This window comes from Bacillus sp. EB106-04-02-XG92 (genome assembly GCF_058791995.1).
In genome coordinates, this window is sequence record NZ_JBYTEA010000002.1 from 391,881 (window position 1) to 413,651 (window position 21,771).

Annotated in this window: 18 protein-coding genes and 1 pseudogene; 5 read left to right on the top strand and 14 right to left on the bottom strand. The window is 36.9% G+C overall.

Going from position 1 to position 21,771, the window contains the following annotated elements; translation table 11 throughout:
* Positions 1–26: 26 nt before the first annotated feature.
* The 8 genes and pseudogenes from pyrG to AC3WVA_RS08070 form a co-directional block, all read right to left on the bottom strand.
* On the bottom strand, positions 27–1,634 hold the full coding sequence (gene pyrG / locus AC3WVA_RS08035; protein ID WP_048528034.1) for a CTP synthase: 1,608 nt from the start codon (positions 1,632–1,634) through the stop codon (positions 27–29).
* A 257-nt stretch (positions 1,635–1,891) separates the two neighbouring features.
* Entirely contained in the window at positions 1,892–2,422 is a 531-nt protein-coding gene (rpoE, locus tag AC3WVA_RS08040; protein ID WP_048528033.1) for a DNA-directed RNA polymerase subunit delta, read from the bottom strand.
* A 153-nt stretch (positions 2,423–2,575) separates the two neighbouring features.
* On the bottom strand, positions 2,576–3,205 hold the full coding sequence (locus AC3WVA_RS08045; protein ID WP_000238599.1) for a TetR/AcrR family transcriptional regulator: 630 nt from the start codon (positions 3,203–3,205) through the stop codon (positions 2,576–2,578).
* Positions 3,206–3,271: 66 nt separating this feature from the next.
* Positions 3,272–4,411 (bottom strand): acyl-CoA dehydrogenase AcdA, encoded by a 1,140-nt coding sequence (gene acdA / locus AC3WVA_RS08050; protein ID WP_195756000.1) that lies wholly within the window; start codon positions 4,409–4,411, stop codon positions 3,272–3,274.
* Between the two features lie 21 nt (positions 4,412–4,432).
* On the bottom strand, positions 4,433–5,563 hold the full coding sequence (locus AC3WVA_RS08055) for an acyl-CoA dehydrogenase (RefSeq protein WP_048528031.1): 1,131 nt from the start codon (positions 5,561–5,563) through the stop codon (positions 4,433–4,435).
* 72 nt (positions 5,564–5,635) lie between these two features.
* Positions 5,636–6,487, bottom strand: coding sequence for a 3-hydroxybutyryl-CoA dehydrogenase (locus AC3WVA_RS08060; protein ID WP_071757850.1), 852 nt, complete (start codon positions 6,485–6,487; stop codon positions 5,636–5,638).
* A 49-nt stretch (positions 6,488–6,536) separates the two neighbouring features.
* Positions 6,537–7,819 (bottom strand): annotated as a pseudogene (locus AC3WVA_RS08065) (acetyl-CoA C-acetyltransferase).
* Between the two features lie 9 nt (positions 7,820–7,828).
* Positions 7,829–9,940, bottom strand: a complete 2,112-nt coding sequence (locus AC3WVA_RS08070) for a (Fe-S)-binding protein (RefSeq protein ID WP_098344693.1) — start codon at positions 9,938–9,940, stop codon at positions 7,829–7,831.
* Between the two features lie 309 nt (positions 9,941–10,249).
* Between AC3WVA_RS08070 and cls the strand changes: the two genes are divergently transcribed.
* The 3 genes from cls (at position 10,250) to AC3WVA_RS08085 (ending at position 15,233) form a co-directional block, all read left to right on the top strand.
* Positions 10,250–11,443 (top strand): cardiolipin synthase, encoded by a 1,194-nt coding sequence (gene cls / locus AC3WVA_RS08075; protein WP_098344692.1) that lies wholly within the window; start codon positions 10,250–10,252, stop codon positions 11,441–11,443.
* 32 nt (positions 11,444–11,475) lie between these two features.
* On the top strand, positions 11,476–12,429 hold the full coding sequence (gene uvsE / locus AC3WVA_RS08080) for a UV DNA damage repair endonuclease UvsE (RefSeq protein ID WP_142320928.1): 954 nt from the start codon (positions 11,476–11,478) through the stop codon (positions 12,427–12,429).
* Between the two features lie 125 nt (positions 12,430–12,554).
* Positions 12,555–15,233 carry a DUF4084 domain-containing protein gene (locus AC3WVA_RS08085; RefSeq protein WP_195756001.1) on the top strand — a complete coding sequence of 893 codons (2,679 nt, stop codon included), beginning with the start codon at positions 12,555–12,557 and terminating at the stop codon, positions 15,231–15,233.
* Between the two features lie 17 nt (positions 15,234–15,250).
* On the opposite strand, the gene papR is transcribed toward AC3WVA_RS08085, so the two are convergent.
* Positions 15,251–15,397: a quorum-sensing peptide PapR gene (papR, locus tag AC3WVA_RS08090; RefSeq protein WP_000734740.1), complete on the bottom strand. Its 147-nt coding sequence runs from the start codon at positions 15,395–15,397 to the stop codon at positions 15,251–15,253.
* Between the two features lie 148 nt (positions 15,398–15,545).
* A complete protein-coding gene (locus AC3WVA_RS08095; protein WP_071757847.1) occupies positions 15,546–16,409 on the bottom strand; it encodes a helix-turn-helix domain-containing protein in 864 nt (287 codons plus the stop codon).
* Between the two features lie 410 nt (positions 16,410–16,819).
* Between AC3WVA_RS08095 and AC3WVA_RS08100 the strand changes: the two genes are divergently transcribed.
* Complete coding sequence (locus tag AC3WVA_RS08100; RefSeq protein WP_098880621.1) at positions 16,820–17,143, top strand: bacillolysin; 324 nt, start codon at positions 16,820–16,822, stop codon at positions 17,141–17,143.
* 12 nt (positions 17,144–17,155) lie between these two features.
* Here AC3WVA_RS08100 and AC3WVA_RS08105 read toward each other — a convergent pair whose 3' ends face one another.
* From AC3WVA_RS08105 to AC3WVA_RS08120, 4 genes are read right to left on the bottom strand one after another with little or no spacing between them, the layout of a single operon-like run.
* Complete coding sequence (locus tag AC3WVA_RS08105; RefSeq protein ID WP_000619254.1) at positions 17,156–17,758, bottom strand: response regulator transcription factor; 603 nt, start codon at positions 17,756–17,758, stop codon at positions 17,156–17,158.
* Positions 17,755–18,885 (bottom strand): sensor histidine kinase, encoded by a 1,131-nt coding sequence (locus AC3WVA_RS08110; RefSeq protein WP_098344690.1) that lies wholly within the window; start codon positions 18,883–18,885, stop codon positions 17,755–17,757. Before AC3WVA_RS08110 ends, AC3WVA_RS08105 begins: the two co-directional genes overlap by 4 nt.
* Positions 18,886–19,620 carry an ABC transporter permease gene (locus AC3WVA_RS08115; RefSeq protein ID WP_061131882.1) on the bottom strand — a complete coding sequence of 245 codons (735 nt, stop codon included), beginning with the start codon at positions 19,618–19,620 and terminating at the stop codon, positions 18,886–18,888. It lies immediately after the preceding gene.
* Positions 19,617–20,519, bottom strand: a complete 903-nt coding sequence (locus AC3WVA_RS08120) for an ABC transporter ATP-binding protein (RefSeq protein ID WP_098344689.1) — start codon at positions 20,517–20,519, stop codon at positions 19,617–19,619. Before AC3WVA_RS08120 ends, AC3WVA_RS08115 begins: the two co-directional genes overlap by 4 nt.
* A 157-nt stretch (positions 20,520–20,676) precedes the next feature.
* Here AC3WVA_RS08120 and map point away from each other — a divergent pair, with 157 nt between their 5' ends.
* Positions 20,677–21,471, top strand: coding sequence for a type I methionyl aminopeptidase (gene map, locus AC3WVA_RS08125; protein ID WP_002096176.1), 795 nt, complete (start codon positions 20,677–20,679; stop codon positions 21,469–21,471).
* The last annotated feature ends 300 nt before the right edge of the window (positions 21,472–21,771 follow it).

The following is a 21,771-nucleotide window of genomic DNA, read 5'->3' on the forward strand; positions in this document are numbered from 1 at the left end:
CGCCCTATTTCAGGCGCTTTTTTTTATTACTTGCTCTCTTTATTCGTAATAGAAGCTCTTACGAAGTCATGGAACAATGGTTGTGGACGGTTTGGACGAGAAACTAGTTCTGGGTGGAACTGTGCTGCCACGAACCAAGGATGATCTTTTAATTCAATGATTTCAACTAGACGGCCGTCTGGGCTTGTACCAGAGAATACAAATCCTTCTTTTTCCATATCCGGACGGAATTGATTGTTGAACTCATAACGATGACGATGACGCTCATATACAACCGGCTCATTGTAAGCATTGTATGCATTTGTTTCTTCAGCAAGCTTACATGGATATAGACCAAGACGAAGTGTACCACCTAAGTCTTCTACATCTTTTTGTTCTGGTAATAAGTCGATAATTGCATAAGGTGTGTCAGGATTAATTTCAGAAGAGTTAGCTCCTTCTAATCCTAATACGTTACGTGCGAATTCGATTGATGCAAGTTGCATACCTAAGCAAATTCCTAGGAATGGAACTTTGTTTTCACGAGCATATTGAATTGCAACGATTTTACCTTCTACACCACGATCGCCGAAGCCACCTGGTACAAGGATACCATCTGTGTCTCCTACTAATTCTTGTACGTTCTCTGGTGTTACGTGCTCAGCATTTACCCATTTCACTTCTACATCTGTGTCGAAAGAGTAACCTGCATGACGAAGTGCTTCTACAACAGAAATATATGCATCTTGAAGCTCTACGTATTTACCAACAAGAGCGATTTTTGTTTTCTTAGAAAGGTTACGCACTTTTTCAACTAGCGCAGTCCACTCTGTCATATCTGCAGCTGGATTGTCTAATTTTAAGTGATCGCAAACGATTTGGTCCATATTTTGCTCTTGAAGAGATAATGGAACCGCATATAAAGTATCTGCATCGCGCGCTTCGATAACTGCTTTTGTATCGATGTCACAGAATAATGCAAGCTTGTCTTTCATATCTTGAGAAACAGGCAATTCTGTACGAACAACGATAATATTTGGTTGAATACCTAAGCTGCGAAGCTCTTTAACGCTATGTTGCGTTGGTTTTGTTTTCATTTCACCCGCTGCTTTTAAGTACGGGATTAACGTACAGTGAATGTACATTACATTGTCACGACCGATGTCGCTCTTAATTTGACGGATTGCTTCTAAGAATGGTAGAGACTCGATGTCACCAACAGTTCCACCAATTTCTGTAATAACAACGTCCGCGTTTGTTTCGCGACCAGAACGGTATACGCGCTCTTTAATTTCGTTAGTAATGTGAGGAATAACTTGAACTGTTCCTCCTAGGTATTCACCACGACGCTCTTTTTGAAGAACTGAAGAGTAAATTTTACCTGTTGTTACGTTGCTGTATTTGTTTAAGTTGATGTCAATGAAACGCTCATAGTGACCAAGGTCTAAGTCAGTTTCTGCACCATCATCTGTTACGAATACCTCACCGTGTTGGTATGGGCTCATAGTCCCTGGGTCTACGTTAATGTATGGATCAAACTTTTGAATCGTTACATTTAAACCACGATTTTTTAAAAGTCTTCCTAGAGATGCTGCTGTAATACCTTTTCCTAAAGACGATACTACACCGCCTGTTACAAAAATATACTTAGTCATGAAAAAGCTCCCTTCTACTTTGCTGTTATATAATCACCGTTGCAAAGCGCAACGTATGTAGATAACACTGTATCCATCTTATTGTTAGACTCTTTTTATTTTCTAAACAAAAAACAAAAAAGAAAATTGCTCCCCTCATCACAAAAAGTAATAAGTAGGGAGCAATTTTCTTTTATATTTACACTTTAAAAGTATTATCGTCCTTTTTTAAAGAGCCCAAAAATGATTCTACATGGACGATAATGAAAAGTCAAGAACTACAGTTCTTCCTCTTCTTCTTCAGTTTCATCATACTCAAGTTCTTCTTCAGCGAAGTCATCCTCATCATCTTCATCTAAATCATCAAGATCATCGTCATCTCCGTCTTCATCTTCAAGAACCTTGTCCAAATCTTCTACATCATCATCTTCGTCTTCAGTTACGTCTGCATCGTCGAAGTCTTCATCTTCTTCAATGTAGTCGTCAAAACCGTCTTCTTCAACTTTACGTTTCTTCTTCGGTTTTGGTTGAGGTAAGATTTCTTCATCAATTTGCTCGTATGGGTACCAGCTGCGTAGCCCCCAACGATTTTCTCCTAAATTAATGAAACGTCCATCGATGTTTAAGTCTGTATAAAATTGTGCGAGTTTCGCATTAACTTGCTCTTGAGATAGTCCCAGCACTTGAGCGATTTCTTGAACCAACTCGTTGAATGTCGTTGCTTGTTTTTTATCCCCTAAAACGCTATGTACAACTTCAATCATTGAACATTCTTTTAGCTCTTCTGGTGAATATTGCTTAAAATCCACTTATGCGGCACTTCCTTTCATCAAATATAACCTTATATATAACGGCCTGCTTAAAAAAATCCATACTATTCATTATAAACAAAAGTCGCACAAATATGCTACAAAAAAAACGGGAAACTTTATATAGCAATAAAATTATAATTTGTCCATTCCTTATTTCGGAAGCATATGGGCTCCTTGCAGTACGTACCTAATTTGCATTTCTGTATATTCTTCGAGCGTATATAGCTTTTGTAGCGCCCAACGTCTAAATCCCCACATCTGTCCTTGTATAAAAATATTATGCGCAAGAAGCTGTATTTCTTTTTTGTTTAATGTAAATGTTCCATTTTCCGTACACTGTTCTAAAATATTCTCGAACATTCCTACCATTTGAAACTCCTTTTCTAATACGTACGGGAGTGATTCTTTCGGTAAAAAACGTACCTCTTGATACATGATTAATACTTCTTCCTGCAATTCATCCATCACTTTAAAGTAATTCGTTATTGCTATCTTTAAGCTTTCTATACTCCCTTTTTCTGTACAAACTACTTCCTCTAATCTTTCTTTTACATGTTCATAAATACTATCACAAACTAAATACAAAACATCATCTTTTGTACGAATGTATTCATAAAGCGTACCAATACTAAATCCAGCTGCCTTTGCAATCTCTCTCGTTGTTGTACGCGGAAACCCTTTTTGCTTAAACAACTGCACCGCACCTTTAATCATTTGTTCACGTCTTAACGCCACTAATTTTTCATCTTTCACGGACGCATGTACATTATGTTTAACCATCCCCTTCACCTCTCTCCCTTATTTTTCGGAAGGAAAAAGCGTAGGAAAATACCTACGCCTTTCACCCTACTTCGTTAACATACGAGAAATTACTAGCCTTTGAATCTCTTGTGTTCCTTCATAAATCTGTGTAATCTTTGCATCTCGCATATAACGCTCTACTGGATAATCTTTCGTATAACCGTAACCACCAAATACTTGTACCGCTTCGGTCGTCACCTTCATCGCTGCATCACCTGCAAATACTTTTGACATCGCTGACTCTTTCCCGTACGGAAGCCCTTCCGATTCAAGCCAAGCCGCTTGGTATGTTAGAAGACGCGCCGCCTCCACATCTGTTGCCATATCTGCAAGTTTAAAGCCAATTCCTTGTTGCGCCGCAATCGGCTTCCCAAACTGATGACGTTCTCTTGCATATTCTACGGAAGCATCTAAAGCTCCTTGTGCAATACCAACCGCTTGCGCCGCAATACCGTTACGGCCACCATCTAATGTTTGCATCGCTATCTTAAATCCTTGTCCTTCTTCACCTAGTAAATTCTCTACAGGAATGCGGCAATCTTCGAACATGATTTCAGTTGTTGGTGAAGAGCGAATCCCTAACTTACTTTCCTTCTTCCCAACTGAAAATCCTGGTGTATCACTTTCCACAATAAATGCGCTCGTGCCGCGCTGCTTCGATTCAGGATCAGTTAACGCAAAGACAACATAAATATCAGCAATACCGCCATTAGTGATAAAGATTTTTGATCCATTTAATACATAATGGTCTCCATCTCTTTTAGCAATCGTCTTCATTCCACCAGCATCCGATCCAGATCCTGGCTCAGTTAAGCCGTACGCCCCAATTTTCTTCCCTACTGCCATCGGTCGTAAAAACGTTTGTTTTTGCTCTTCCGTTCCAAATTTAAAAATGGGCCAACCAGCAAGCGAAGTATGTGCAGATAATGTTACACCTGTAGAAGCACATACGCGGGATAATTCTTCAACGGCAATTACATAAGCTAAGTAATCGCTTCCAATTCCACCGTATTCTTCAGGCCACGGAATGCCGGTTAAACCAAGCTCTGCCATTTGATCAAATATCGCACGATCAAATCTCTCTTCTTCATCACGCTCAGCTGCCGTCGGTGCTACTTCGTTCTTAGCAAAATCTCGAACCATTTTCCTTATCATTTCATGTTCTTCTGATAGTTTAAAATGCATGCCCGTCTCCCCCTTTTGCTTTTATAAAGCTCGGCTAATAACAAGTTTCTGTATCTCACTCGTTCCTTCATATATTTGCGTGATTTTCGCATCACGGAAAAATCTTTCTACTGGATAGTCTTTCGTATAACCGTAACCACCAAATACTTGCACCGCTTCAATCGCAACTTCAACGGCCGTCTTAGAAGCGAATAGTTTCGCAATAGATGCTTCTTTACCGCATGGTAATCCTTGTGCTCTTAGCGATGCCGCTCTATATACGAGTAATCGCGCCGCTTCTACACTAGTAGCCATATCCGCAAGTTTGAAGCCAATCCCTTGCTGCGCCGCAATTGGCTTTCCGAATTGCTCACGTTCTTTCGCATAATCAATCGCACATGCAAGCGCCGCTTCTGCAATTCCTAATGCTTGCGCTCCAATTCCAATTCGTCCAACATCTAAATTCGCCATCGCTACCTTAAATCCTTGTCCTTCTTCACCAAGTAAATTCTCAGCTGGCACTTTCATATCCTCAAACGTAAGTTGTACTGTACGAGAACCGAGAAGCCCCATTTTATGTTCGTCTTTGCCGATAATTAAGCCCGGTGTATCTTTCTCTACTATAAATGCAGAAATCCCGCTCTTTCCTGCCTCTGGATTTGTAGAAGCGAATACAATGTATGTATTTGCTTCACCACCATTTGTAATAAATACTTTCGATCCATTAATAATGTAGTGATCGCCTTTCTTCACAGCTCTTGATTTCAAACTCCCTGCATCTGATCCTGCATTTGGTTCTGTTAATGCAAATGCTCCTAAATATTCACCAGTTGCAAGTTTAGAAACATATTTCTCTTTCTGTTCTTCCGTTCCGAAATATAAAATTGGGTTCATTCCAACTGACGTATGTACAGCTAAAATTACACCAACTGTTGCGCTTACCTTTGAAATTTCTTCAATTGCTAAAATGTAAGAAATAAAATCCATTTCTGCACCGCCGTATTTTGCAGGCGCTGGAATTCCCATTAATCCAAGCTCACCCATCTTCTGCAAAATCTCTTTTGGGAACACCCCTTGTTCCATACTCGGAACAAAGGGAGCTATTTCCTTCTGCGCAAAATCTCGAACCATCTTCCTCATCATTTGCTGCTCTTCATTAAAACGAAAGTTCATATACTCCGCCTCCATTTGCTATATATCCTTTTAACAATTTGGTAAGACCACTATTTTGTAACAAAGGGGGATTTATTCGTAAACGTAGAAACCACGACCTGTTTTACGTCCTAACCATCCTGCATTTACATACTTACGTAGTAATGGGCATGGGCGATATTTACTATCACCTAAACCTTCATGCAACACTTCCATAATGTATAAACATGTATCTAAACCGATAAAATCAGCGAGCGTTAAAGGGCCCATCGGATGATTCATCCCAAGTTTCATTACTTCATCAATTGCTTCTTTCGTCGCCACACCTTCATATAACGTATAGATTGCTTCATTAATCATCGGTAATAAAATACGGTTCGATACAAACCCTGGGAAATCATTTACTTCAACTGGTACTTTCCCAATTTTCTTCGTAATATCTTCAATCGTTTCATAGACCGCATCATCTGTAGCCAACCCACGAATAATTTCAACAAGTTTCATAACCGGAACTGGATTCATAAAATGCATACCGATTACTTTTTCTGGCCGCTTCGTTACCGCTGCAATTTCTGTAATTGGTAGAGATGACGTATTCGTCGCTAAAATTGCGTGTTCTGGAGCGATTTCATCTAGATTCGCAAAGATTTTCTTTTTAATATCCATTTTCTCAACAGCCGCTTCAATAATAAGGTCCGCTTCCTTCACACAATCTAAATCAAGCGTTACTGTAAGACGATTTAGCGTAGCTTCCTTCTCTTCTTCCTTCATGCGCCCTTTTTCTACTTGGCGTGCTAAGTTTTTAGTAATGATAGCCAATCCTCTATCTAATTGCTCTTGTTTTAAATCTTGTACCTTCACATCATATCCTGCCATTGCACATACTTGTGCAATTCCTGAACCCATTTGTCCCGCACCAATTACAACAATTTTTTGTACACTCATTTCTTCTTCCCCCTTAATTTTCAATAAACTATGTACCTTCTAATCTTAATTAGTGAACTTCAATCATCACTGCATCGCCTTGACCACCACCACTACAAATCGAAGCAATTCCAATTCCGCCGCCGCGTTGCTTAAGTGCATGAATTAATGTAACGATAATGCGCGCTCCACTTGCTCCAATCGGGTGTCCCATAGCTACTGCTCCGCCATTTACATTCAATTTTTCTGGATCAATTCCCGCAATCTCTGTACTTGCAATTGCTACCGCTGCAAATGCTTCATTAATCTCAAATAAATCAATGTCTTCAATTGTCTTTCCTGTTTTTTCTAACAATGCATTAATTGCATAACCTGGCGTTCTCGGGAAATCTTTAGATTCCACTGCAATTGCTGTATGTGCCAAAATTGTCGCTAATGGCTTTCTTCCTTCTTGCTTCGCTCTGTCTTCGCTCATTAATACAAGTGCAGCACCACCGTCGTTTAGGCCTGGTGCATTACCAGCTGTCACTGCCGCTGTTTTATCAAATACAGGTTTTAATTTTGCTAACTTTTCAACTGTTGTATCCGCGCGTGGCGCCTCATCTTTTGCAACGACAATCGGATCACCTTTTCTTTGCGGAATCGTTACTGGCACGATTTCCTCTTCAAAACGTCCTTCTTTATGTGCTGAAACTGCACGTTGATGACTACGATATGCCCATTCATCTTGCGCTTCACGAGAAATTCCGTCTTCTTTTGCAACTTCTCCGCCATAAACACCCATGTGTATACCTGAAAATGCGCATGTTAAACCGTCAGCAACATTTAAATCAATAACTTCGTTGTTGCCCATTCTGTATCCCCATCTTGCTCCGCGTAAAATATAAGGACTGTTACTCATCGACTCCATACCGCCAGCTACAATCAATGATTGATCGCCAGTACGAATAATTTGATCCGCTAACGTAACCGCACGAAGCCCTGATGCACAAACTTTATTCACTGTTTCCGTCTGCACTTCCCAAGGGATTCCAGCAGCTCTCGCAGCTTGGCGCGATGGAATTTGTCCTTGTCCACCTTGAATAACCGTTCCAAATATAACTTCCTCAACATCACTAGCAGAAACATTTGCTCTTTCAAGCGCTGCTTTAATTGCAATTCCTCCAAGTTCTGTTGCTTTTACGTCTTTTAAAGATCCTCCAAATTTCCCAACCGGTGTTCTTGCAGCACTTAAAATAACTGTTTTACTCATGTTTCTTTCCCCCATTTCTTTTTTAGAACCGAGCGCTTGCTCGGCATTGTTACGTTGAGAAGAGGTGCAATGATTGCACCTCTCTCTAAAGTTGTATTCATACTTGCAGATTACATCGCTTCTTTCTTCTGTCCGATAACAGAGCGTTCTAAAATCTCTGTTACATCAAGCGTTTGAACATTCTCTTCTACTTCTTTCGCTTTCGTCCCATCGCTAATCATCGTTAAGCAATATGGACAACCTGTACCGATAATGGATGGCTGCACAGCTAATGCTTGTTCTGTACGAGCAACGTTAATACGTGAACCAGTTGTCTCTTCCATCCACATTAAGCCACCACCTGCGCCACAGCACATTCCCGTTTCACGGTTACGTGCCATTTCTACAAGGTTCACACCAGGAATCGCTTTCAAAATATCGCGTGGCGCTTCGTATACTTCGTTGTATCTTCCTAAATAACAGGAATCATGGTACGTAACTGTTTCCTCAATAGCATGAACAGGTTTTAAGCGTCCTTCTTTTACCCATTGAGCTAACAGTTCTGTATGATGATAGACTTCTGCTTGCAAGCCAAAGTCCGGATACTCATTTTTAAATGTGTTATAAGCATGAGGGTCAATCGTAACGATTTTCTTCACTCCTGCTTTTTCAAATTCTTCGATATTCTTTGTCGCCATCTCTTGGAAAACAAATTCATTTCCAAGTCGGCGCGGTGTATCTCCAGAGTTCTTCTCTTTATTACCAAGTATCGCAAATGAAATGCCTGCTTCGTTCATCAACTTCGCAAACGATATCGCAATCTTCTGACTACGATTATCATATGATCCCATTGAGCCAACCCAGAATAAATATTCGAACTCCTCGCCAGCTTTCGATTTTTCTTTCACAGTTGGAACTGTTACTTCATCATCACCTTGGCGCCATGTTTCACGCTCTTTACGGTTCAGACCCCATGGATTCCCTTGACGCTCGATGTTTGTCATCGCACGCTGCGCTTCCGCATCCATCTTTCCTTCTGTTAAAACGAGATAGCGGCGTAAATCAATAATTTTGTCAACATGCTCATTCATAACCGGACACTGATCTTCACAGTTACGACACGTTGTACAAGCCCAAATCTCTTCTTCTGTAATAACATCTCCGATTAAACTCGGATCGTAAGCGAGTGCTGTAGCTGCAGATTCTTGTTGCCCTTTCCCAGCCGCCATCATCGCTAACTGATTTCCTTGTGTATTATTAAAAGCAACTACTGGAACCCACGGTGCTTTTGATGTCACTGCAGCTCCTTTATCAGTCAAATGATCGCGAAGTTTTAAAATTAAATCCATCGGCGATAACATTTTCCCTGTTCCTGTTGCCGGACACATATTTGTACAACGACCACACTCTACGCAAGCGTATAAATCAATAAGCTGATTTTGTCTAAAGTCTTCGATTTTACCAACACCAAATGTTTCTTGTGTTTCATCTTCAAAGTCAATCTTTTCAAGTTTCCCTGGATTTGAAAGACGGCCAAAGAATACGTTGGCTGGTCCCGCAATTAAATGCGCGTGTTTTGATTGTGGAACATAAACTAAAAACGTTAACAAAATTAGTAAATGCACCCACCAAGAGAAATAGAACACGGAAATGGCTACGGTTTCATTTATCCCCGAGAAAACGTAAGCGATTGCAGAAGCGATCGGTTCACTCCATGAAAGCTCCTCACCGTGCCATATAATTCCCATCCCATTACCGAGTAGCACAGAAATCATTAAGCCACCGATAAAGATAAGAACAAGGCCTGATTTGAAATTACGTTTTAAACGAACTAGCTTCTCAACATAACGTCGATGAAAAGCCCAAAAGACTGCAATTAAAATAACAAGTGTGACAATTTCCTGGAAGAATGTAAATGCAGGGTATAGTGGTCCAAGTGGAAGATGTGATCCTGGTGCGAGTCCTTTCCAAACGAAGTCAATTGCTCCAAATTGGACAAGAATAAATCCGTAAAAGAACATAACGTGAATAATGCCGCTCTTCTTATCTTTCAGCAGCTTTTTCTGACCGAAAACATTGACCTTAAGAAGATCCCAACGCTCTTTAAAACGACGGTCAAATTCAATCTTTTTTCCTAACTGTATGTAGGCCATCCTCGTTCGTATAAGATACACAAACAAATATCCCGCATAAGCAATAACAGCAATGGCAGCCAGCCAATTCATGATCAGTAAGCTATTCATTTTTATGCTACCCCTCTCTTTGTAAGCCCTCTTTCTTTTTTAGAATCTTCAAAAACATATAATTTTCTGAATTTTATCCCCTACCTTCATTATATAATGAGTGAGCATTCAGTCAACAGTTTTTTGTTATACAACACCATATTTTTTAATAAAGCTGTTTATTTCGGTGAAACTATAAAGTGAAACTTTAACGAGTAGAGAATGATTTATTCCCTACTCATTATTAGCCCGCAAATAACGGGATAAGGTGAAAGTTTGATTGATAAAAAAAACTGATGGTGAAAAGACCGTGAAGGAGGGAATTTACTCATGTTCTTCTTATCTCTCTTGTTAATAGGCAGCGCTCTTTGGATTGTAATCGATCTTTCTTATGGGAGAATTGTTCATTTAAAGCGTGTACGTTCTCGTTCTTTCCCTTTACGTCAAAGTAATTTTCACCTTTATACATATGGAAAAGATTTGTATGATGCCCTATTTACTGATATAAAACAGGCGAAACACCATGTACACGTTTTATTCTTCATTGTAAAAAACGATAAAATCAGTCGTGAATTTTTAAAATTACTTATCGATAAGGCAAAGGAAGGAATTGAAGTAAGACTTTTACTCGATCGATTAGGAAGCCACCATTTATCAAACGAGGCCATTCATTCCTTGCAAAAACATGGTGTCTCTTTTTCATTTTGTCACAAAGTTAAGTTTCCTTTTCTTTTCTTTTCTGCAAATCAAAGAAACCATAGAAAAATTACAGTTATTGACGGGAAAATTGGTTATATTGGTGGATTTAATATTGGAGAAGAGTATTTAGGGCATAATCAAAAATTAGGATTATGGCGCGATTATCATTTACGCCTTACAGGGGAAGGAATACAAGATTTACAAAAGCAATTTTTACATGATTGGCTAGACGATACGGACCAAAATTTATTAGATTCACCTCTTTATTTTCCTAAGCAACAACCAGGAACCATTCTACACCGTTTTATCCCTACTGACGGTGCCTATTTACAAAATACATTTTTATATTTAATCGAAAGCGCAGAAAAAGAACTCTTTATCGGTACACCCTATTTCATTCCTGGGAAAAAAATTATGGATGCATTATTAAAAGCACGAAAACGTGGGGTTCAAATCACGATTCTCGTTCCAGAAAAAGCGGATCACGCCCTTGTGCGCGAAGCGAAATTCCCATATTGCCGAAAGTTAATACAAACCGGGTGTAATATTTACGCATATCAACAAGGCTTTTTTCACGCTAAAGTTATTATAGTAGATGATTATATTTGTGATATCGGAACTGCAAACTTTGATATGAGAAGTTTATATATTAACCATGAAATCAACTGCCTTTTATACGATAAACATTTTATACAAACAGTGAAAAACAAATTCCATGAAGATCTAGAAAATGCGTCATTACTTTCCTTTAAAGATGTTAGTCCTCTTTCTCTTATTGATAGAGGAAAAGAATGGATAGGAACGATACTTGCTTTCTTCCTATAGGAAAGGTAATGAATAAAGGAGATGTATTCATTATGATTATGCGTTTCGGATATGTCTCACATGCAATGGCACTCTGGGACTGTTCTCCGGCTAAAACGATGACATTTACAAGCTTTCAAAAGCTCAGTAAACAAGAGCGAGAAGATAAATTATACGATGTTACAAGGCAGAATCTTGAGCATACAATACGTATTCTTCATTACAATATAGCGCATGAAATTCCGTTATATCGCTTGTCTTCTTCCATCGTCCCACTTGCAACACATCCCGAAGTCGAGTTTGATTACATCGGGTTGTTCACATCCCTTTGGCGTAAAATTGGGGTATTAATTAAAGAACACAATTTGCGAGTAAGTTTTCATCCAAATCAATTTACGCTGTTTACAAGCGATAAGCCACATATTACAACTAACGCTATTACAGATATGACTTATCATTATAAAGTATTAGATGCAATAGGAATTGCAGATTCTTCTTATATTAACATCCATGTAGGTGGTGCATATGGAAATAAAGAAAAAGCAGTTGAACGTTTCCATGAAAACATAAGAAAACTTCCTGCACATATCAAAAAGCAAATGACGCTTGAAAACGACGATAAAACATATACAACTGCTGAAACTTTATCTATTTGCCAAAAAGAAAAGATCCCTTTCGTATTTGATTATCATCATCACATGGCCAACCTTTGCGAGGAACCTCTAGAAGATTTACTTCCTACAATTTTTGAAACTTGGTCACATACAAATATCCTTCCTAAAGTTCACATTTCCTCCCCTAAATCAGAAAAAGAGTTTAGGGCTCACGCTGAATATATTGATTTAGAGTTTATTAAACCTTTCTTACACATTGCAAAAAAAATCAATCATGATTTCGATATTATGATTGAAAGTAAACAGAAAGATTTAGCACTATTCCAATTAATAGCTGAACTTTCTTCTATAAGAGGAATGAAAAGAACAACTGGCGCAACGTTACAATGGTAAATTGTAATGTTGCGCCTTTTTTTCAAAAAGTAATTCTTATAGTAAAAATGTTCCTATTTTATATGCTATTATTTAAATTAGCATTTTCCCCCTAAGATTCAACTTTATTGAAATGGAGTCATAATATGATTAATCAAAAAAAGTATGTACAATTTGTCATAATGTATATTTTTATATTTTCTCTTTGGATATTCTTCATTCCAGATAAATGGAATATAAAAGAAATTGGAATCCTTTTCTTATTTTGTTTTGCTGCAGTCTTTTCTTGTTATTGTTCATATAAAGCAATTAAGAAGATGAAGCGAGGTGATAAATTATTTTGGGTGTTATTATTATGCACTTGCCTATGTGGATTGGCTATGGAGATAACTTTATTTCTTCATTCACTTTCTATATGCACTCAAGTCATATTCTCATATGAGGCACTACCTTTTTTCATCATCCAATATATTTTACTCTTTTCTGGCTTTACTATAAAATTCATAAAACATTACTCTATTAGAGGCCTTGCTCAATTTTCATTCGATAGCATCTTTATTGTGATCATGAATATTTATTTTACCTTAACTTTTATTTTAGACCTTTCAAACTTTCGTATGCTAACAACAGATCAATGGGTTTTAATCGGATACTTTATTGCACAATCATTAGTAATTTACGCCGTTATTAGCCTGTATAGAAGAGAACAATATTCTTCTAGTAGAATTTCATTAATTATCGGCTTTACCATCATACTTGTGTACGGGTATATACACCTGTTCCAACTAAATGTGGGTATGGCAACCTCTTCTGAAATCTCTTATTTAGTACATACTGCTTCAATTTTATTAATTGGTTTATCATGCATACTATACATTTTGGATAAACCAATGCAGCATGAAACGAAAACAAAGTATTATCGATTCGACTATGTGCGCTTTATATTACCGTATTTTAGTATAATCATTACTTTTTCCTTTATTATCATTCAACCTTGGGATGATAAGTTCATGTTAATTGGTCTCGTATTATCACTTATTTTTTTATTCTTACGACAACTTTACATGTGGAAAGATAATAAAGTATTAATCGATACATATGAACAGCTGACTACACAACTAGAAGATGAAGTTGAAGAAGGTGCATTTGCATTATCAAAAAGTGAACAACGCTATAAATCTTTATTTGAAGATCATCCCGATGCTGTTTTCTCTTTAAATATGAATGGTATTTTTCAACATTCTAATAAGGCATGTGAAAGCTTGTTTACCGCCTACTATTGTGAAGTAGCAAGCTATTCTCTTCTACACTTCATTGATTCAAAAGACCATGATCTACTAAAGAAAGCTTTACAAATAACAAGAGAAGGTAGACCACAAACTTTAGAAGTTCGCACAAAAGAAAAAGAAGGCTATTACTATTACCTTCACATTACACTCATCCCTACTTTCATAAACAGAGAAGTTGTTGGGATGTTCGGCATAGCACGTGATATTACAACTTTATATGAAAAGCAAAAACAAGTAGAACATTTAGCCTTTCATGATGCACTTACTGGATTACCAAATCGCCGAAAGTTTGAAAAAGATTTAAAAAGCATTTTAAATACAGCTCAAACTAGTGCGAATGATGTTGCCGTCATGTTCCTTGATTTAGATCGATTCAAAAAAATAAACGATAGACTTGGTCACGATATCGGAGATCTATTGTTAATTGAAGTAGCAAAAAGGTTACGCGGTTGCTTGCGTTCAAAAGATATTGTTGCTCGTCAAGGTGGAGATGAGTTTACAATTCTATTACCAGATATGTACTCAGAAAAAAGTGCGGCTTTTATAGCTGAACAAATTTTAACCGTTTTAAACAAACCATTCTTCATTAAAGACGAAGAACTGTCTATTACACCGAGTATCGGAATTGCCATGTATCCTGATTATGGGACCGATGTTACTGAATTAATGAAAAATGCTGATATGGCTATGTATCGCGCGAAAGCAAATGGAAAAAATAGATTTGTTTTCTTCTCAAAAGAAATAAGTATCGCCCAAAATGAAATCCAATTCTTAGAAGGTGAACTTGCAAAAGCATTACAACAAAATGAATTTTTCCTGGAATATCAGCCACAAGTAAGCACAAAAACAAAACAAATTATCGGTTTTGAAGCATTAATTCGTTGGAAACACCCAAAACTCGGTATTGTATCTCCTGCCCAATTCATTCCTCTAGCGGAGGAAACCGGATTTATTATTGAACTTGGAAATTGGATTTTACGTACCGCTTGCTTAGAAGCAAAAAGATGGCATAATCAAGGTTTTTCTCACTTAAAAGTTGGTGTAAATTTATCTGTTGTTCAATTTAACCATGCAAATTTAATCCATACTATTTCAAAAGTGTTAGAAGAAACCGAACTAAAACCGGAAGCACTAGATATCGAAATTACAGAAAGTATCGCAATTAATCAAAATCAATCTGTAGTTGCCAAACTAGAACAACTTCAAAATCTCGGTATTCAAATTTCAATCGATGACTTTGGAACTGGTTATAGTTCTTTAGCTTATTTAACAAAATATCCAATTAATACTTTAAAAATTGCTCGAGAGTTTATTTGCGGCATTACAACTAGCCCTTTAGAGGAAGCGATTATCTCTTCTATCATTACACTATCAAAAGAACTAAATTTAGAAGTTATTGCAGAAGGTGTAGAGACGGAAGAACAATGGAAGTTTTTATATGAACAAAACTGTGACCACATTCAAGGATTCTTTATTAGCAAGCCTGTTTCTAGTAAAGATGTTTGGAGGTTACTCCACAAAAAAACAACCGTCTAAGTAAGACGGTTGTTTTTTTAATGTTCAAATGGTAAATCTGAAGCTAATTGTACTTCTTGATCATTATGAGAAATTACTTGGCTTTTCTCTAAAGCTGTATCTGTTAATGAAATACCCCATGCCATTGCTAACGTTAATAGACTACCAATAAGTAATTTTTTCATATTCCATCACCCACATCGTTTTCTTTTAATATATCATGAAAATTTATCCACAACTTATGCAATTATGCATACCCATTTTTTTGGATATTTCATTACTTTTTGTGGATGTAACTTACGAAATATACCACTATACATATTTCAAATCATTTTAATTTAAATACTTCTTTTTTTTTAATAACGTCTCTTTGTAAGAATGTAAATCTAATAAATCAAAGAAGAAAGACGCTTTTTTATACACTTCTTTAATATCATCTGATGAATACTCTAATTTCTCAAGGCACTCGCCCTTTTGATAATACAATTGACCGATTAATTCCATACTTCCCATATACCGTGAAGCTTCAATCGCTTCATTTACTTGATACAATGCCTCTTCAAACTGATCACTCAAATATAAAGCTTTTGCATAATTGTATCGAACTTTAACTGTGAATGCCTCATTATTATGTAGCGATTCTAACTGTTCTAAAATAGCTCGAAATGAAGTTATTGCCCTATCTAATTGATTATTTTCTGCACAAATACTTGCAATAGAATTTTCAATATATAAATTTTGAAATACATCTATTCCTCCGTACGATTGATGTACAATTTTTTTCAACTCTAAAATGCAATATTCAAAATTAATTTTCTGTAAAACATATGCAGATAAGTAATAGTACCAAAGAAGAAACTGATTAAATTCTGGATGAAACTTTTCTTTTTTTAATTCATTTGAAACAATGCTATAAATTTCAGCATATTGTTTCTTCTTACTCAACATTTGAATTTTATCTTTAAATAACTTTTTTCTTTCAATATCAGAATAAATAAGTACCTCATAAAAGTGAATAATAGGAACTTGTAATTTCGCTGCGATACCTTGCAATATGTCCATACTTGGGTATACCGCGCCCGATTCAATTCGGCTCACTTCCGATTGATGACATATGTTCTCGGATAACTGTTTTTGTGTTAATCCCCGCATTACCCTAATTTTCTTAATTTCACTTCCTAATTTTTCTGCGTGCATACTTACTCACCATCCCATTATAACAATCTAATTTGTTAAGTTGTCATACCACTACAATAATGTGAATTCGACAATTTTTGATATGAAATAATGCATAATATATATAAAATTCGGCAAATTTTTCATACAATTCATCTCACATACAATAATAGATTAGAAGTTTTATAGATAAATTATAGAAAACTTGCTCGTGCTTTTCGTTACATTCGGTTTCTTTATCCTTTATCAGCAGAAGCTGTTCACACCCAAGAATTAGACAAAAATGAAGTAAAAGTTGAAATTGCTCAGCCTAGTTTAAAGATAAAAAAATTAACACAACCTCTAAATAATACGAAAAAAATATGGCGAAAAAGTATTTAAACGAGGAGATAAACGAAGCTAAAGCTCAACAAGAGTGAGTGACAACTGAAATGAATGTAGATTCCCAGCCTACAAATAAAGATACAAAAGAAAATAAAACCGAAGTTCGCCTTGCACAAACTTATAAAAACTATAAAGTATATGTTCAAGATCTCATTGTAAAAGTAGATAAAAATGGAGTAATTACAACTGGTAGTGGCAAAGTTGTCCAAAATTTAGACCAACAACCTAATCTTACTATAACAAATTTTTTGTCGAAAAATGAAGCAAAATCTACATTACGTACTACACTTCAAATTCCAAGCGATTCTACTGAGACGAAATTCTTTAGTGAAGCGCTTGTTTATAAGAAAAAAGAAGTTTACCACTCATAGGTAAACTTCTTTTCATATCCATCCCTTTTCTTCCGCAATTGTAATTGCCTCAATTCTATTTTTCGCATCAAGCTTCGTTAATACTTCAGAAATATAATTACGTACTGTACCCGGTGAAAGATAAAGTGCCTTCGCAATTTCATTTGCCGTCTTTCCTTCTTTCGCAAGTAACAACACTTCTTTTTCCCGATCTGATAACGGATTTTGCTCCTGCCACAAGCCGAACATTAAATCTTGAGAAATTTCTCGCTTTCCTTTCATCACATTACGAATCGATGCAGCTAAATCTTCACTTGGGCTATCCTTTAATAAATATCCGTGCACACCAGCTTTCATTGCTCTCTCAAAATATCCAGGTCGCGCAAATGTTGTTAAAATCATCACTTTACATGCTGATTTTTCTTTCTTTAACGTTTCCGCAACATCTAATCCACTTTGAATCGGCATTTCAATATCCATGATGCTTACATCAGGCTTTAGCGATTCGATTAATTTTAGCGCCTCTTCCCCGTTCGCAGCTTGCCCAATTACTTCAATATCATCTTCTAGATCAAGTAAGGCCCCTAATGCACCACGAAGCATTCGCTGATCTTCTGCAATAATAATTCGAATCATGCCCTCACCTCATCTTTTCCTGTTCGAATAACAACTGGTACTTTTACTATTAATAGTGTCCCTGGATTGATCGTGCCTAGTTCAACAAACCCATCAATAAGAGCGATGCGCTCCTTCATACCACGAATGCCATTTCCATCGTGGTTTTGATCTGCTAAACCGATTCCGTTATCTTCTACTTTCAAAATTAGCTCACCTTGTGATTCTAATACAGAGACTGTACACTTTGTCGCCTTACTATGTTTTACAACATTCGTCACAGCCTCACGTAAACACATTCCTAAAATATTTTGTTCAATGGGGGATAACGAACTCGCACTAGTTTCTTGTTTTATCTCTAATCCAATATTAGCAGCTTGTAAAATTGCTTTTATTTGCTCAAGCTCTTCTTCTACTGTAATCATACGCATATCAGAAATTAGTTCCCTTAGCTGCTTTAAAGCGGTACGAGATGTTTGCGTAATTTCCTTTGCTTCCGCACTTGCACGCTCCGGATTTTTTACAATTAACTTCTCCACGAGCTGACTTTTTAACGTAATAAGAGATAGCGTATGCCCTAACGTATCATGAAGATCTCTTGCAATTCGCTGTCTTTCTTCACGTTTTACTAAGTCTTTAATTTGCTCATTCGCTTCGTTTAATTGATTTCTTAATATCTTTTTTTGATTAAAATTGCGCATTCCAAATGGCGTAAGAAGCATTAAAATAAACATCGGAATGATATTCACTAAACTTGTAGTTGATATTTGATTCATATTTACAAATATAAAAACCCCAAGCATTACAGCTAACAAACTTAACAACACTCGAAACTCTTTCTTATTTGGCGCAAACCCTATCGCACTTGCTGTGAAAAAACCAAAGAATATCATGAAGGCATTATAATAAAAAGCAAAGAGCAATGTGAGTATCATTTGCATACATGCCCATAAAACGAAAGTCTTATTAACAAAATAAAGTTGACGGTATGTGATAACAAAAAGTATCAACATACCGCTCCCTATTATAAGCTTCCATCCCGATGCTTGTGCTAGATGGTAAATTGGAAATAACAGATACACAAGCCACATATACGGGAAGAAACCCATCTGTTTCGGAAAAATCTCAATCCTCTTCTTCTCTATCATTTATACCGCTTCCTGTCTTTTTCTTATATATATTGATACTACAACAAATATAAGGAAATAACCTCCTAATACCGCGATATTTTCCCATCCAATTGATTTTCCAGCTACAATATCCCATGCACCGCTCCCGAAGTGATATGTTGGTGTCCATTCACCGATAGATCGTAATATTTTTGGGAATACTTCGATTGGCATCCATAGACCACCAATTACAGCTAAACTCATATTTAAAATATTCGCTAAACCCGCGGCTGCATCCGCCTTCTTAATAGAACCTATTACTGTTCCTAACGCTAAAAATGGTGTCACTCCTAACAACAACCACAATCCAGCACCAATCCATTGTCCTACTGTTAACTCAACATGGTTAATTAATATTCCTGCGATAAAGATAACTAAGATTGAAAAAGCATTCACTACTGTTTGAGCGATAATCTTTGCTGTTATATACGCTCCCTCTGGAAGTGGTGTAATTTTCAACAAATGTGTCCACCCTTGCCCCTTTTCCTGAGAAATCCTTACACCAAAACTAAAAAGCGCTGTCCCTACAATACTAAACGTCGCCATTGAGATTAAATAATGCGCTTTCCACGCATCTCCGTTCTGTGGAACTTGAATAACATTTGTGAAAATGTAGTAAAACATAACTGGCATTAATAATGAGAAAAAGATAAATAATTTATTGCGGAACGTACGTAAAATTTCTATTTTGCATTGCATCCATAAAGCTTTCATGCGATTTCCCCCTTCTGATTTGCGACAAACTGTTCAAATGCTTCATCAAGACTTCCACGTTCAACTGAAATATTTGTTACAGGTAAATTCTTTTCATAAATTGCTTTTAAAGTTGCATCTGTATCTTCAGTTGTTAAAGTGAAGTGCCCTTCTTTTGATTGTACTTCTGTTACGTTTGGTAACTCTTTTAGTAATTTTGCAGGAATATGTTCCTTCGAATAAAACTTGATTGTTTTTCGAGAAATCGTCGCCTTCATCTCATCTGGTGTACCATCTGCGATAATTTTTCCATTTGCAAATAATAAAATACGATTCGCCAAGGCATCTGCTTCTTCTAAATAGTGCGTCGTTAAAATAATTGTTTTTCCTTCACTTGCTAACTTTCGAATTGTTTCCCAAAACGTTCTTCGAGACGTAATATCCATCCCAACTGTCGGCTCATCTAAAAATAGCAAATCTGGATTTCCTGCAAGTGCGAGCGCAAAATTTAACCTTCTCTTTTGACCACCTGATAATTTCTCACATCTTTGCTTTCGCTCTGATTCTAAATTTGATAACTGTAGTAACGTCTCTTTCGCTACCGGATTCTTATAATAACTACGGAATAACTCAATTGCCTCTTCCACCGTAATGCTATCAATGACACTTACTTCTTGTAACATCGCACCGAGGCTATTACGAACATCTCTATGTTTGGGACTCTTTCCAAATATAGAAACAGTTCCTTCCGTCGGATCCTTTAATCCAAGCATCATTGACATCGTCGTCGTTTTCCCTGCTCCATTCGGTCCAAGTAGCGCTACGATTTCTCCTTTATTCACATGAAATGAAACGTTATTTACTGCCTTTTTATATTTAAATGTTTTAGAAACATCATTTACTTCTATAATCTTTTCCATCTCTCCACCCCCGCTGTTTCTTATATTTACATTGTAAATCTTGGAAAACTTAGGAAACAGTATGATGCGTCATGACATCGATATGACAATTGTCATGTATTCCTTATGAGAGGAATCAGCCCACATACCGCAAGCGAGTAGCAGGACGAAAATAAACATGATACAATCGGGTAAGATATATATTCGAGGAAGGACAGTGGTTTTCATGATTATTCGTAATGAACAAGATTTAGAAGGCTTACGAAAAATCGGCCGCATCGTTGCGCTTGCACGTGAAGAAATGAAAAAAGAAGCGAAGCCAGGTATGACAACGAAAGAGCTTGATTTGATCGGTAAAAAAGTATTAGATGAGCATGGTGCTATTTCTGCACCTGAAAAAGAATATGATTTCCCAGGTGTAACTTGCATCAGTGTAAACGAAGAAGTTGCTCACGGTATTCCAGGGGATCGCGTATTAAAAGAAGGCGACTTAGTAAATGTCGACGTATCTGCTGCACTTGATGGCTATTATGCAGATACAGGTATTTCATTTGTACTTGGAGAAGATGAAGCAAAAGAAAAGCTTTGCCAAGCAGCTGTTGATGCATTTTGGGCAGCAATGAAAAAGGTGAAAGCTGGTTCAAAACAAAACCAAATTGGTCGTGCTGTTTCAAACTTTGCACATAAAAATGGATATAATGTGATTCAAAACTTAACTGGTCACGGTATCGGTCTTAGCTTACATGAAGCACCAAACCACATTTTAAGCTACTTTGACCCAATGGATAATGCGCTTCTAAAAGACGGTCTTGTTATCGCTGTAGAACCCTTCATTTCTATGAAGGCTGATCACATTATCGAACGTGGCGATGATGGTTGGACATTCGTTACACCTGATAAAAGCCTTGTTGCACAATGTGAACATACCGTTGTCGTAACACGCGGCGAACCGATAATTTTAACAGAAATATAAAAAGAACCGCTTCTTAGTAGGAAGCGGTCCTTTTTTTACGTACTTTTTTGAAAAGAAGCAATACGGTTGAACTCTTTTCCATTTACGTATATAATTTTTAGCGAAGGTTATTGATGATTATCTCTCATAAAAGATAATCAAGGGAGTACCTTCTTTTTTTATTTAATAGCATCGATTAAAGGAATGCGTTCTTAATTCTCATAAAACGCTCTCTTCGCTTTAATCTACGAATTGTATACTCTTTTAGACAGTACATATTTTCTTCATCCTGACCAAAGTCAAGCTACAATCTATTACTAC